This window comes from Microbacterium sp. cx-59, from assembly GCF_020805625.1.
Classification (GTDB): Bacteria; Actinomycetota; Actinomycetes; order Actinomycetales; family Microbacteriaceae; genus Microbacterium.
The window spans coordinates 37,676-51,293 of record NZ_JAJHGO010000005.1; the positions used below are offsets into that span (position 1 = coordinate 37,676).

A 13,618-nucleotide genomic window follows, 5' to 3' on the forward strand; every position below is an offset into this window, starting at 1 on the left:
GACGAAATCACTCAGCCCGCGGGAGTCTCCGTCGCCGCGACCGGATGCAGCGTCTGCTGCACGAGCTCCTGCACGTACGCGTAGTCGGGGTTGCGATCGTCGATCCCCGTCGCGGGCGTCATCTCGACCGTGGTGACCGGCTGCTCTTTCGCCTTCATCGCGAGTTCGACGAAGTAGCCGAGCATCGACTGCGGAATATCGGTCTTGACCAGGTGCTGCCCGGCCGTTGCGACTTCCTGGAAGCGGGTCAGGACGTTCGCCGGCGTCGCCTGCGCGAGGATCGCCTCCTGCAGTTCGCGTTGGCGCCGCATCCGATCCCAGTCGTTCGTCGTGTACCGGGAGCGGGCGTACCACTGCGCGGTGTTGCCGTCCATGTGCTGCTCGCCGGCCTCGATCCAGCCGATGGCCCAGTCCTCGGCCGGCTGCCCCGCGTACGCCGGGCCGCCACCCTCGGGGAGCCGCTCGGTCACGGTGATGTTCACGCCTCCGAGGGCATCGACGAGCGCCGCGAAACCGTCCATGTCGATGAACGCGTAGTAAGGGATCTCGATGCCGAGAATGCCCTCGGCCGCGTCCTTCGTCGCCTCGACACCGGGCTCGGAGCCGTTGTCCACCGCATCCGGATACAGCTCGTTGCCGTCCTGGCACACCTCGACCTCGGTGCGGAGCTGGTTGATGCCGCTCCCCCAGCCGCAGGTTTTGCTGTCGTGGCTCTCATGACCGTCGGGGTACTTGTCTTGCATCGGACCCGGAGCGAAGGGGAAGTTCGGCATGTCGCGCGGGATGCCGAAGATGCTGACGGCGCCCGTGTCGGCGTTGATGGAGACCACGGAAATGCTGTCGAAGCGCATCGAATCGCGCCCCTCGCCGCTGTCGGCGCCGAGCAGGAGGATGTTGTAGTACCCGTCGACCGGCGGGATCGCGGGGCCGGACTGGGTGAAGACGGAGCTGAGCGTGTCGCGGACGGCCCCCGTCGCGTTCGACGCGTAGACGGCGCCGCCGGTGCTCAGCACCATGACGACGATCGCGACGATTCCGGTGCCGATCCGCGCCCAGGGCTCGATCTTCACGAACCGCACGAGACGCAGCGTGTCGATGGTGAGCACCGCCCAGAGCACGCCGTACAGCAGCAGCACGCCCTGTGCGATCAGAAGAGGCAGACTGCGGAGCGCGCTCAGCCACTCCGGAATCCACGTCGCGGCCGCGATCCCGATGATCGCGCTCGGCGACAGCAGCGCGATCGCGCCGCCGAGGATCACGACGACCCAGAGGAACAGCGTCGCACCGAGACCGATGCGACCGAGACGCCGATTACCGGCGAGAACCTGCGCCGACCCCGGAACGAGGATGTTCATCCCGACGAGCCACCACGCGCGGCGCGTCATGCCCGCGCGCGACGAGCTGTCGGGATAGCGGAGCGGATACGGGTTGACGACGCTCCGCGATGAAGCACCGGCACCGCGCGGACGAGCGGCGCTCGTCACGCTCACAGGGAATCCTTCAGACGCTGGTTCTTCTGCTCGACGACGTCTTCGAGCTCCCGCGCGTACGCTTCGATCCGATCCGCGAGCGCGGAGTCCGCGACCGCGAGGATGCGGGCGGCCAGCAGCCCCGCGTTCTTCGCGCCGCCGATCGACACGGTCGCCACCGGAATCCCCGCCGGCATCTGCACGATGCTGAGAAGCGAATCCAGTCCGTCGAGAGTTGCGAGCGGCACGGGCACACCGATGACCGGCAGCGGCGTCACCGACGCCAGCATCCCGGGGAGGTGCGCCGCGCCGCCGGCTCCGGCGACGATGACCTTGAGTCCGCGGGCGCGCGCATCACGGCCGTACCGGTGCAGCTTGTCGGGCGTGCGGTGGGCGGAAACGACCTCGACCTCGTGCGGCACGCCGAACTCGGTCAGCGCCTCGGAGGCCGCGCTCATGACGCGCCAATCGGAATCAGAACCCATCACGACGCCGACCAGAGGCGCGTCGGAGGAATGCAGTGGCCGGGTCACCCGTTCAGGGTAGGCCGCACTGCTGTGTGTTCGCGGCAACGGCGCGCACCCGCATCGATCCGCGCCCGCTTCGCGTTCAGTCGAGGAAGACGGATGCGGCGGCGCGCGCTTCGTACACGACGTCCTCGAGGTCGTCGCCGGTCACCGTGACATGCCCCACCTTGCGGCCCGGGCGCGGCGCTTTACCGTACGTGTGGATCTTCGCCCGCGGGTGCGCGGCCATCGCGTCGGCGAAGCGGTCATCGAGGGTTCCCTGCGACGGGCCGCCCAGCACGTTGATCATGACCGACCAGTCCGCACGCGCCGAAGGGTCGCCGAGCGGCAGGTCGAGCACGGCACGCAGGTGCTGCTCGAACTGGCTCGTGACGGCGCCATCCTGGGTCCAGTGGCCGCTGTTGTGCGGTCGCATCGCCAGTTCGTTGACCAGCACACGATCATCGACCGTCTCGAATAGCTCGACCGCCAGCATCCCGGTGACGCCGAGGCCCTCGGCGATCGCGATACCGATGCGCTCGGCCACCTGAGCGAGCCGGATGCCGGCGCGCGGGGCGGGTGCTACCACCTCGGCGCAGACGCCGCCCTGCTGCACCGTCTCGACCACGGGGTACGCGACGATCTCACCGGACGGGCGCCGCGCCACCTGCTGCGCGAGCTCGCGGGTGAACTCCACGAGCTCCTCGACGAGCAACGCACCGCCCCGCCCGTCTTCGGCGAGCGCGGCGAACCAGTCGTCGGCCTCGGTCGCGGCGTCGACGACCCGCACACCCTTGCCGTCGTAGCCGCCGCGCGGCGTCTTCACGACGGCGCGGCCGCCGTGGGCGTCGAGGAAGACCTGCAATTCGCCGGCGGATGTGACCGCGGCCCAGTCCGGCTGCGGCATCCCGAGTTCGGCGAGTCGCGCCCGCATGACGAGCTTGTCCTGTGCGAACTGCAGCGCGTCGGGCCCGGGGCGCACCGCGACGCCCTCGCTGACGAGCGCGCGCAGCACGTCCTGCGGCACGTGCTCGTGGTCGAACGTGATGACATCGACCTCACGGGCGAACGCCCGGACGGTGTCGAGGTCGCGGTAGTCGCCGACCTGGGTCGCGGCCAGGGATGCGGACATCCCCTCCTGCTCGGCCAGCACCCGGATCTCGAGTCCGAGTTCGACCGCCGGGGCGATCATCATCCGGGCGAGTTGTCCTCCGCCCACCACACCGACACGCACGGTCATGCGACTCCCTTTCGTCCCGGCCATTCTCCCCCACACCGCTTCGCCGTGTTCTCGGCGCCGCGTCGTGCCGGCCTAACGCCCGGGAAGCGGCGGCGCGGGCGGCAGCGACTGCCCGTCGCGATGGGCGAGGATCTGGTTCACCTCGACCTGGTCGACGAGCACCTCGTGCACGAGCGCGACGTGCGGGATGTTGCGGATGACGAGAGGGCGTTCCACCCCGTCGTCGAGGCTCAGCGAACCGGTCCGCCACATGCGTTGCAGAGTTCCGCGGCGTTCGGTGATCGCGTAACCGCGGACATGGGTGAGCTCACGCCCCCGACGTCGGAGGATTCCGGAGCGTTCGATCACGCGGCGCGTGGTGATGACGTACGTGTGCGACCACCAGACCAGAAACGGCAGCAGCACGAACAGGAAGACCACGACGCCCGCGGCGGTGAGCAGCATCCAGTCCTCGAAGGGCGACGGCAGGTTGCTGTAGAAGAAGCCGACCGCACCGGCCACGGCGATCAGGATCAGCGCCGACCAGGTGAGCCGGCGCGCATGATGCCGCGTGCGCACGATGCGGCGCTCGGGCGTCGGAACGCCGGGCGCGGGCGTGAGCGGTCGGGACAGGCCGAGACCGGTCGGCTGGATCATGCCCTCATTCTGACGTGCGTCACCGACACCGCGTCGCAGCACACGCACGGCGACGTCGATCGGTGCGTGTTCGTTGCCGCTCGGATGGGCCCCATCGGCCGAGGTCAGGGGGTAGGACGGACGTGGGTCACGTCGCCGGCGGCGACGGCAACCTCGGCGCCGTTGGTGACGACGACCAGCCGGCCCGCCTCGTCGAGGCGATCGGCGCGTCCCTCGAGCACGGTGTCGTCGGGCAACGACACCCGGACCCGCGCGTCGATGGTCGTGCACATCCGCGTGATCTCGTCTCGGATCCCGGATGCGGTGGCGTCTCCGCCTGCCGCGATCAGCTTCTGGAGCAGTTCGTCGAGCGCAGAAAGATAGTCGGCGAGCAGACGGTCATCGTCGGCGGCTCGCCCCAGCACCTCGAAGGACACGGCGGTGGACACCGGCAGGTCGGCCTGCGGCATCCGCGTGTTCACGCCCGCACCGATGACGATCGCATCCGGATGATTCGGCACGGCCTCGGCGAGGATACCGGAGATCTTGCCGCCGTCGGCCAGCACGTCGTTCGGCCATTTGAGTCCCACGTCGTGCGATTCCGGGAGCTGGGCGGCGACCGCCCGGGTCATCGCCGCACCCGCGATCAGCGGCACCCAACCGCGCGCCTGCGCCGGAATCCCGGGCACGCGCACGACGACCGACACGGCCAGCGCCGTGCCCGCGGGCGCCGTCCAGGTGCGGTCCAGGCGGCCTCGGCCATGCCGCTGATCGGTCGTGAGCATAGCGGAGAGGTGCGGCCATCCGGCGTCCTCCTGCAGGACCGCCGCGACCACATCCGCGTTCGTCGAATCGGTCGTCTCCACGACCTGCAGACGCGGACTGATGGCAGCGGCGAGCGGAAAGCCCTCGGCGGGGATCGACATGGCGCCCACCCTACGCGCGGCCGCATCCGGTGGTGTCGACTTGACACGCCGCGGTGCGCGGGGCGTAGTGCTCGCGCGGCGCGCCGCTCGCGGGGTTGTGCCACGCCGCGGGCCGCCGCGCCGCAGGCCGGGATGCGCCGCGCTGCGCGCCGGGATGCACCACGCCACCCGCCGAGATGAGGATGATCTGCCGAGGCGAGGGCGGATGCGGCGCAAAAGCCCTCGTCTCGGCAGAAACCCCTCCGCTCGGCGGGGCGCATCGCCTCGGTCCCCGACGGCGCGGAGGTCGTCCGCGCCCGGATCGCACCCCGCCCACTGGTCCTCCCCGGCGCCACCCTGCCGCATCGCGCCTGTGCAGAGAGTTTCCGGGTGGCCTGCACGACGCAGGCTGGGGCGATGTCGATTCGCGCGCGTCTGCATCCGCTCGGTTACATCCATCGCGGTGATCTCGTCGATGCGGGGTGGTCCGCCGAGCGCATCCGCCGCGCGGTGTCCGAGGAGGGCCTGCTGCTGATCCGCCGGAAGTGGGTCGTCGATCCGGATGCGGATGCCGCCATCCGCGCGGCGGCGTCACGGGGCGCGCGACTCACGTGCGTCAGCGCCGCGGCGGTCCGGAATGTGTGGGTATCGGATGAACCCTCCGGCCCGCACCTCTGGCTGCCGCCGCACGCGAGCGCGAGCGTCGAGGGCCTCCGCGTGCACCGCGCCCGGCCCATCGTTCCCGCCCATCCGCGCTCGCTGGTCGAGCCGATCGAGAACGTCCTGGCCGCGATCGCCGTGTGCCAGCCGCTCGATCACGCGCGAGCGGCGTGGGAATCCACCGTCGCGCGGGGCATCGCGACACCGGAGCATCTTGCGGCCGTCACCTGGCCCGGCACGCGGGCGCGTGCTCTCAGCGCCGAGGTCGAGGACCTCTCGGACTCCGGGGTGGAGACGATCGGCGTCGCACGGCTCCGACGCGCGGGGGTGCCCGTCCGCCAGCAGGTGCGGCTCGCCGGACACGATGTCGACGGTCTCGTCGGCACTCATCTGGTGCTGCAGTTCGACGGACTCTCCTTCCACCGGGCCGCCGAACGCCGTCGCGACCTCGCGCACGATCGCGCGCTCCGCCTGCTCGGCTGCACGGTCTTCCGATACGACTACTTCCAGACCATCCACGTCGCCGAGAAGATGGAGCGGGAGGTTCTCGAAGCGATGGCGCAGGGCCTGCATCTGGCGCCCCTGCGGGCGGCATCCGCATCCGGTCACGGCTCCCGGCGCCTCCTGGGATGAGGATGATCTGCCCAGATGAGGGCGGATGCGGCGCACGCACCCTCGTCTCGGCGGAATCCCCTCATCTCGGCCGCGACTCGTCGCGCGCCGCACCCCGCGCGCCGCGCACGCGCCACACCCCACGCTCCGCACCGCGCACCCGCTCCTCACACCACGCATCCGCATCCGGAGCCTCCTCAGATGAGGATGATCCGCCCAGATGAGGGCGGATGCGGCGCACGCACCCTCACCTCGGCGGAATCCCCTCACCTCGGCCGCGACTCGTCCCGCGCTGCACGCCCCGACCGACTCACGCACCCATCCCCCACCCCCACCGGCGCGGAGCATGCGCACAGCGGATCCGGCCAACCGCTGTGCCCACCCTCCAAGGCCGCCGGCATCCCCGCCGATAGGGTGGAACGCGTGACGGACACCCCCGACCTCTCGACCACCGCCGGCAAGATCGCGGATCTGCGCCAGCGCTACCAGGAAGCGGTTCTCGACGCCGAGGACGCCGCCCAGAAGAAGCAGCACGCGAAGAACAAGCTGACGGCGCGCGAGCGCATCGAGATGCTCGTCGATCACGGCAGCTTCGTCGAGATGGACGAGTACGTGCGTCACCGCACGACCGCGTTCGGGATGGACAAGTCCCGCCCCTACGGCGACTCCGTCGTCACGGGCGTCGGCACGATCCATGGCCGCACGGTCGCCGTGTACGCGCAGGACTTCTCCACCTTCGGTGGCTCGCTCGGCGAGGCCGCGGGCGACAAGATCATCAAGGTCATGGAGTTCGCCCTGCGCGGCGGCATGCCCTGCATCGGCATCCTCGACTCCGGCGGCGCCCGCATCCAGGAAGGCGTCGTCGCCCTCGGCAAGTACGGCGAGATCTTCCGGCTGAACACCGCCGCATCCGGGGTCATCCCGCAGATCTCGATCATCATGGGCCCCGCGGCCGGCGGCGCGGTGTACTCCCCCGCCCTCACCGACTTCGTCATCATGGTCGATAAGACCAGCCAGATGTTCGTCACCGGCCCCGACGTGATCAAGACCGTCACGGGCGAGGACGTCGGCATGGAAGAACTCGGCGGCGCCCACACCCACAACTCCCGCTCCGGGGTCGCGCACTACCTCGCCGACGACGAAGACGACGCGATCGACTACGTCCGTTCGCTGCTCGGGTACCTGCCCGACAACAACATGGCCGAGATCCCGACGTACGAGAGCGCGTTCGAGTTCGAGACGACGGATGCGGACCGCTTCCTCAACACCGTCATCCCCGACTCGGCCAACCAGCCCTACGACATCCGTCAGGTCATCGAGCACATCGTCGACGGCGGTGAGTTCCTCGAGGTCCAGCCGCTGTTCGCGCCGAACATCATGATCGGTTTCGGTCGCGTCGAGGGCCGTTCGGTCGGCATCATCGCGAACCAGCCGTCGCAGATGGCCGGCACGCTGAACATCGACGCGGGCGAGAAGGCCAGCCGCTTCGTGCGGTTCTGCGACGCCTTCTCCATCCCGATCGTCACGCTCGTCGACGTGCCCGGATACCTGCCGGGCACCGACCAGGAGTGGACGGGTGTCATCCGTCGCGGCGCGAAGCTGCTGTACGCGTACGCAGAGGCCACCGTGCCGCTCGTGACGGTCATCCTCCGCAAGGCCTACGGCGGCGCGTACATCGTGATGGGCTCCAAGCAGCTCGGCGCCGATGTGAACCTCGCGTGGCCGACCGCGGAGATCGCCGTGATGGGCGGTCAGGGCGCGGTCAACATCCTCTACCGGGGCGAACTCAAGCGCGCCGAAGAGGCCGGCGAAGACGTCGCCGCGGTCCGCACCAAGCTCGCGAACGAGTACACCTACAACGTCGCGTCGCCCTTCCTCGCAGCAGAGCGCGGCGAGCTCGACAGCATCATCGAGCCCGCGCAGACGCGTGTCGCGATCGCGAAGGCGCTGCGTTCGCTGCGCGGCAAGCGCGCCAGCCTGCCGCCCAAGAAGCACGGGAACATCCCCCTGTGACCGCTGAGACTGCCCCCGGTCTGAGGGTGGATGTTCGGCGCGGACACCCCACCGAGGAAGAACTCGCCGCGGTGATCGCCGTCGTCACGACCGGCTACGTGGAGGAGTCCGAAGACGCCCGCGCCGATGAGAGCCGCCGCTCGCGGTGGGAGATCTCGCAGCGCGGGCTCCGCTCCCCCCTGCGCCGGGATCTGGGCTGGGGCGGATTCTCCGGCTGAGCCCGGAAAATGTCCCCCAAAAGACCTACAGACGACGCGCGCACCGCTAGCGATACTTGAACCGCTGGAACGCGTTTTCGCGTTCGGTCGTTCCGCTGTCGACCAGGGTAGACAGACGGGACCGGCCTCGCAGACGGTTTTCGGGTAACCGTCTGCCCGGGGCGGGGGGCGTGCGTTTCGCCGCCTCCCGCTCCCCTCCCCTTCACCGCGACGATCGCGCGGGTCACGTTCTCGCGTGCGTGCCGCTCTCTCGCGTGCGTGCCACTTTCTCGAGCGCGTGCCGCCGCATCCGTTCATGCGCGCGGCCGCGACCGCACCCTCACCCGCAAGCGCGCTCAGCGAACGGGGTGTTCGATCTCGCGCCAGAGGTCGACGCTGTCTTCGTCCGACAGTCCGAGCGCCGACGCGGCCCGCCCCACGACCGTCACCGCGACGCGGTCGTCGGGGGACGTGCGGATGTAGAGCCGTTCCGAGCGGGCGCTCCGCAGCGTGTCGGCGAGCTCGCGTCGGATCTCGCCGAGCTGCCCGTCGTCGAGACCGTCCAGGCCGCCCTCGTCGAGCACCGTCACGAGCGCACCACGGCGCCGCGCCGCGTCCAGCGCCTCCCGCACGGCCTCGTCGAGAAGGCGCGGTCCGCGCAGCTCGTCGCGCAGCCGCCCCTCGGCGATCCGCGCCTCGGTGCGCTCCTCCGGGGTGAGCGATCCGCCGCTCGCGATCGTGCGGCCGAGAACGGGCCCGGCGACGGCGAGCGCCCGCTGCACCTGGATGCGGCGCTCCCGCTGCTGCCCGCTCTGTGCGGCGTGCACGGCGGATGCCTTGCGCTGCAGCTCGCTGAGCCGCTCGGTGTCGCGCGCCGCGCGATCCAGTGCGAAGGTGAAGAACTGCGCGCCCGCGACCCAGACGACCGACCCGACCAGACCGAGACCGAGCGCATCGCCCGGGCCGAGCAGGAACATCGACCGGCCGGCGAGCAGAGCCGTACCGCTCCACGCCGGCCACGGACGGCGGCGGACGACGAGGATCGTCATCGTCGCGCCGATGCCGCCGATGTACCAGGTCGCGTACTGCTCGGTCAGCGCTCCGCTGCCGACGCCGAGGCTCACCGCCGGCGGGAGGATCATCGCGACGACCAACGCCACCAGGCACACCCACACCGGCAGCCGTTCGTTTCCGCGCCCGACCGACACGCTGTTCGTGCGGGCCGCGGTGCGCCACGATAGTCCCCAGAAGATGCAGAGCCACGCGCTCACGAGGTAGACGACCATCGTCGTGTAGAGCAGGGGCAGATTGTCGACGGGCCCGGTGAGCCAGGCCGCGCGCGCGATCAGGAACGACGTGAAAGCGACGCCGAGCATCGAGATGACGAAACGGATGCTGATCATGCCGCCCCGCTTCGCCAGACCATCGTGATGCGGGTGCCGGTTTCGTCGGAGTCGACGACGGCTTCGCCACCGAACGCACTCACCCGGGCGAGGATCGACGCCCGGATGCCGAGCCGATCGGCGGGCACGCTGCGGATGTCGAAGCCGCCTCCGGCGTCTTGCACGGTGATGATGACGCCCTCGGGTGCCGGGCGTCCCTCGACGGTGACGGTCAGGTCGGCGGCGCCGGCGTGCTCGACGGCGTTCGCCAGCGCCTGGGTCGCCGCCAGCACGAGTGCGCGCGCCACACGTCCGGGCACGGTCGGGGTGTCCGGATGCATCTGCACCCGGATGTCTGCATCCGCCCGCATCTCGACCAGGACGTTCCGGATGCCGTCGACGATCGAGTCGGCCGGTACCGGCGCATCGCTGCCCTCGCCGACGTCGCGGTCGGTGTTGGCCAACCGGGTCAGCGCCTCGCGAGCCATCGACACGGCGAGGTCGCGTTCCCGGGGGGTCTCGGCCCGCTCCGCCGCGATGAGCGCCGCCAGCACGCTGTCGTGCATCAGCGCCGCGACCGCGACGCGCTCCCGCTCGGTGGCGTTCACCGCGGCGGCCTGCGCGTAGGACGACACGGCGCGCGCGCGTCGATCGTCGATCGTGGTCGCGGCGGTGCGGAACGTCCACCCGACCATCATCAGGACGCTCCCGAGGATGAGCGAGTAGGAGCTGTCGAGCACGACCGCGATCCACGCTTCGGGGACGAACTGCGCCTCGACCATCCGCACCAGGCAGTACAGCACCGGAATCGCGATGGTGACGACGAGGTGCACCCGGAACGGCATGACGATCACCGCGGCGACCGTGGCCACGTTCACGATGAAGTAGATCCACGGCTGGAAGGTGATGGCGGTCTGCGATCCGGCCGTCGCCATCGGCCAGAGCAGGAGCACGATCACGTACGCGGCGACGAAGATCGTGCCGAACGTTCTCACCGCCGTGCCGGAGAAGAACGAGATCACGGTGAGGACGAGGGGAACGAAGGTCAGAAGCTGTAGCGGCAGCAGCCAGCCCGGACGAACATCGGGCGCCCCGATCGAGGCGAAGAACCCCTGGGCCCCGAGGGCCAGGATTCCGATCGCCACGGACACCGCCATGACCCGTTCCACGCGCTCGCGTGTGAAGGATGCGATGCCCGGGATTCCCGCGTACTCGTCGACGGTCGGCGCCGCGGGGGCCTTAGCCGCCATTGGCGCCCACCGAGTACTCCTCGAGCAGGCCGTCTTCGAGCGCGCGGCGCAGCAGGTCCACCTTCGTGGGCGCGGGGCGCCCGACTTCGACGTACTTGATCCGGATGCGGGTGATGTTCTCTTTCGCGGTCGAGAACGCGATCCCGAGCCGCTCGCCGACGGCTTTCAGCGGCAGACCCGCGGCGTACAGCCGCAACACCTCGCGCTCGCGGATCGAGAGCTGCGCGTCGGCGAACGCGCGGTCACCTTCGATGGCGCTCGCCCACTCGACGGTGTTCAGCGCGTCGCCGGCCGCGACCGTCTCGATCGCCGAGACGACGTCGTGCACGGGTGAGGCCTTGCTGATGACGCCGGCCGCGCCCGCCTGGAGCGCCTCGCGAACGGCGGCGGGCCGGTCGGCGACGCTGTAGATGATGACCGCGCTGCCGTCGTCGACGAGGCGGTTGACGTTCTCGGAGACCGTCGTTCCGTCGCCGAGGGTCAGATCGAGCACGACGACATCCGCCGGGGCGCCGCCGTCCTCACGGCGCCACGCGAGGTAGGCGTCGACGGTGGCACCCGAGAAGATCACCTGGGTGGTGCCGGTGCGTGCGCACGCCGCCTCGACCCCGAGCCGGACGGACTCGTGGTCATCGACGAAAGCAACGCGCGTCATGCGCTCATGCTAACCGCGGCACCGACACCGGATGGCGAGGCGTCACCGGGTGAGGGCGACGACGGCTTCGATGTGATGCGAGTGCGGGAACAGATCGACGGCCCGCACCGTGGCGGCCTCGTAGCCCTCCTCGCGGAAAACCGCGAGGTCCCGGGCGAGCGCGACCGGGTCGCACGCGACGTAGACGATCGCGCGCGGAGCGAGCCTGGCGATCGCGCGCGTCGTCTGCGTTCCCGCACCCGACCGGGGCGGGTCGAGTACCACGACACCGCGCTGCAGCCGCTCCTGCTCCGCGGCGCTCGCGCCGCTCGCCAGCGCGTCGACCCAGCGCTCGACGCGGGCCGTCTCCGCACGCGCGCCGACCCATTCCGCGAGATTCTCCCCCGCGTGCTCGGTCGCCCGAGCGTCGGATTCGACCGTCGTGATGCGCGCGAGCGGGCCGACGACGCCACCGATGGCCGCGGCCAGCAGGCCGACACCGCCGTAGAGGTCGAGGTGCCAGCCGTCCGCATCCGCTCCGACCTCGCGCAACGCGTCGGTGACGAGATCGGTCAGGGTGCGGGGCGCGAGGCGATGCACCTGCCAGAATCCGCCGGCGTCCACGCGGAACTCCCGCTCGCCGACGATCTCGCGGACGACCTCCGGGGTCGCCCGGCGCGCCGGCCGAGCGTCGGGGCGCGGCAGCACGCGCACACGCCCGTCGGCGGGCTGGACGAGGTCGATCCGTCCCGGCCGACCGTGATCGAGGCGTGCGGCGGTATTCGCGATCGCAGCGGTCGCCAACGGATGCTCCGAGACCGGAACCACCCGATGGCTGCGCGCGCCGAACGGTCCGATGCGGCCGTCCGCATCCACGTGCAGGCTGACGCGCGTACGCCAGCCGGTGCCGTCCTCGGACTCCTCGTGCACGGCGCCCGCGGCGTCGGTCACCGGACGCGGCGGCTCGATCGTCGCCGGGAGGTCCAGTTTGCCGATCCGCGCGAGGGCATCCTCGACGACGCGGAGCTTGAGGGCGCGTTGCTCGTCCAGCGCGATGTGCCCGAAGTCGGCCCCGCCGGGACGATCGTCGGCCGGGTGGTCGAGGCCCGCCTGCGCCCACACGTGCGGCCGGCGGTGCGGCGACGCGTCGAGCACCTCGACGACCTCGCCACGCCAGAACGCGGGCTTGCGGGTATCGGTCAGACGCACCCGCACCCGCTCGCCGGGCATCGTGTCGGGCACGAACACGACACGCCCCTTCTCGCCGGGCTCGCCGTGGCGGCCGACGAAGACGCCGCCGTGGGCGACATCCGTGATCTCGAGGTCGATGACGTCACCGGTGTCCATACGTCGAGCCTGTCACATGCCGTGGCGGGCCGATCGCCGGGCGGACCGGGGCGCACTACCGTGGAGATCATGCCCCTTCGCGTGCTGCTCGCCTCCACGTCTCCCGCCAGGCTCATGCTGCTGCGCCAGGCCGGCATCGAACCCGAGACGCAGGCACCGGACGTCGACGAAGAGGCCGTCATCGCCGCCGTCGAGGCCGGAGAGGGGCGCACACTCGCCCCCGACGAGCACGTCCTGCTGCTCGCTCGCCGGAAAGCGGCCGCCGTCACCGCCGTCGTCGAAGCCGACGACCCCGCGTTCGACGGCATCGTCATCGGCGGCGACTCGATGTTCGAGATCGACGGCGAGATCCTGGGCAAGCCCTACACGCCGGAGGCGGCCACGGCCCGCTGGCACCAGATGCGCGGGCGCACCGGCGTGCTGCATTCCGGCCACAGCGTCGTGCGACTCTCTCCCGGACGACCCCCGCAGGAGGCGCACGCGGTGGCGGCCGCATCCGTCACCTTCGCCGCTGACGTCACCGACGGCGAGGTCGCGGCGTACGTCGCCACCGGAGAACCGCTGCTGGTCGCGGGCGCGTTCACGGTCGACAGCCTCGGCGGGGCCTTCATCACGCGGGTCGAGGGCGACCCCTCGACCGTCGTCGGCATGTCGCTGTCGACTCTCCGGCAGCTCTGCCGGCAACTCGACGTGACCTGGACCGACCTGTGGGACGTGTCGTAGGAACCCACCCACGGTTTGTCCGCCGTTTTGTGAGGTTCGGTCAAAAACAGTCGGGAAACGCTCGG

The 13,618-nt window shown here is 70.6% G+C and carries 13 protein-coding genes; 4 read left to right on the forward strand and 9 right to left on the reverse strand.

What is annotated here, in order from left to right:
- Positions 1–11: 11 nt before the first annotated feature.
- The 5 genes from LMI96_RS05995 to LMI96_RS06015 form a co-directional block, all read right to left on the reverse strand.
- The gene (locus LMI96_RS05995) at positions 12–1,484 is read right to left on the reverse strand and encodes an LCP family protein (protein WP_228360890.1); all 1,473 of its coding nucleotides are present in this window, start codon (positions 1,482–1,484) and stop codon (positions 12–14) included.
- Between the two features lie 2 nt (positions 1,485–1,486).
- The gene (gene purE, locus LMI96_RS06000; RefSeq protein ID WP_223722530.1) at positions 1,487–1,954 is read right to left on the reverse strand and encodes a 5-(carboxyamino)imidazole ribonucleotide mutase; all 468 of its coding nucleotides are present in this window, start codon (positions 1,952–1,954) and stop codon (positions 1,487–1,489) included.
- A 124-nt stretch (positions 1,955–2,078) separates the two neighbouring features.
- Positions 2,079–3,215, reverse strand: coding sequence for a 5-(carboxyamino)imidazole ribonucleotide synthase (locus tag LMI96_RS06005; RefSeq protein ID WP_228360832.1), 1,137 nt, complete (start codon positions 3,213–3,215; stop codon positions 2,079–2,081).
- Between the two features lie 72 nt (positions 3,216–3,287).
- Complete coding sequence (locus LMI96_RS06010; protein ID WP_228360833.1) at positions 3,288–3,851, reverse strand: PH domain-containing protein; 564 nt, start codon at positions 3,849–3,851, stop codon at positions 3,288–3,290.
- 104 nt (positions 3,852–3,955) lie between these two features.
- On the reverse strand, positions 3,956–4,756 hold the full coding sequence (locus LMI96_RS06015; RefSeq protein ID WP_228360834.1) for a biotin--[acetyl-CoA-carboxylase] ligase: 801 nt from the start codon (positions 4,754–4,756) through the stop codon (positions 3,956–3,958).
- 396 nt (positions 4,757–5,152) lie between these two features.
- Here LMI96_RS06015 and LMI96_RS06020 point away from each other — a divergent pair, with 396 nt between their 5' ends.
- The 3 genes from LMI96_RS06020 to LMI96_RS06030 all read left to right on the forward strand — a co-directional run bounded on the left by LMI96_RS06020 (position 5,153) and on the right by LMI96_RS06030 (position 8,238).
- The gene (locus LMI96_RS06020; RefSeq protein WP_228360835.1) at positions 5,153–6,028 is read left to right on the forward strand and encodes a DNA/RNA helicase; all 876 of its coding nucleotides are present in this window, start codon (positions 5,153–5,155) and stop codon (positions 6,026–6,028) included.
- 402 nt (positions 6,029–6,430) lie between these two features.
- On the forward strand, positions 6,431–8,020 hold the full coding sequence (locus LMI96_RS06025; RefSeq protein WP_223721910.1) for an acyl-CoA carboxylase subunit beta: 1,590 nt from the start codon (positions 6,431–6,433) through the stop codon (positions 8,018–8,020).
- Positions 8,017–8,238 (forward strand): acyl-CoA carboxylase subunit epsilon, encoded by a 222-nt coding sequence (locus LMI96_RS06030; protein ID WP_228360836.1) that lies wholly within the window; start codon positions 8,017–8,019, stop codon positions 8,236–8,238. Before LMI96_RS06025 ends, LMI96_RS06030 begins: the two co-directional genes overlap by 4 nt.
- 335 nt (positions 8,239–8,573) lie before the next feature.
- On the opposite strand, the gene LMI96_RS06035 is transcribed toward LMI96_RS06030, so the two are convergent.
- The 4 genes from LMI96_RS06035 to LMI96_RS06050 are packed head-to-tail and all read right to left on the reverse strand — an operon-like array spanning position 8,574 to position 12,830.
- Positions 8,574–9,620 carry a hypothetical protein gene (locus tag LMI96_RS06035; protein WP_228360837.1) on the reverse strand — a complete coding sequence of 349 codons (1,047 nt, stop codon included), beginning with the start codon at positions 9,618–9,620 and terminating at the stop codon, positions 8,574–8,576.
- Positions 9,617–10,849 (reverse strand): sensor histidine kinase, encoded by a 1,233-nt coding sequence (locus tag LMI96_RS06040; RefSeq protein WP_223721907.1) that lies wholly within the window; start codon positions 10,847–10,849, stop codon positions 9,617–9,619. The genes LMI96_RS06035 and LMI96_RS06040 overlap by 4 nt, the downstream gene beginning before the upstream one ends.
- Positions 10,839–11,504 (reverse strand): response regulator transcription factor, encoded by a 666-nt coding sequence (locus LMI96_RS06045; protein ID WP_228360838.1) that lies wholly within the window; start codon positions 11,502–11,504, stop codon positions 10,839–10,841. The genes LMI96_RS06040 and LMI96_RS06045 overlap by 11 nt, the downstream gene beginning before the upstream one ends.
- A 42-nt stretch (positions 11,505–11,546) precedes the next feature.
- Complete coding sequence (locus tag LMI96_RS06050; protein ID WP_228360839.1) at positions 11,547–12,830, reverse strand: class I SAM-dependent RNA methyltransferase; 1,284 nt, start codon at positions 12,828–12,830, stop codon at positions 11,547–11,549.
- A 69-nt stretch (positions 12,831–12,899) separates the two neighbouring features.
- On the opposite strand from LMI96_RS06050, the gene LMI96_RS06055 reads away from it, so the two are divergent.
- Positions 12,900–13,553, forward strand: a complete 654-nt coding sequence (locus tag LMI96_RS06055; RefSeq protein WP_223721904.1) for a nucleoside triphosphate pyrophosphatase — start codon at positions 12,900–12,902, stop codon at positions 13,551–13,553.
- Positions 13,554–13,618: the final 65 nt, after the last annotated feature.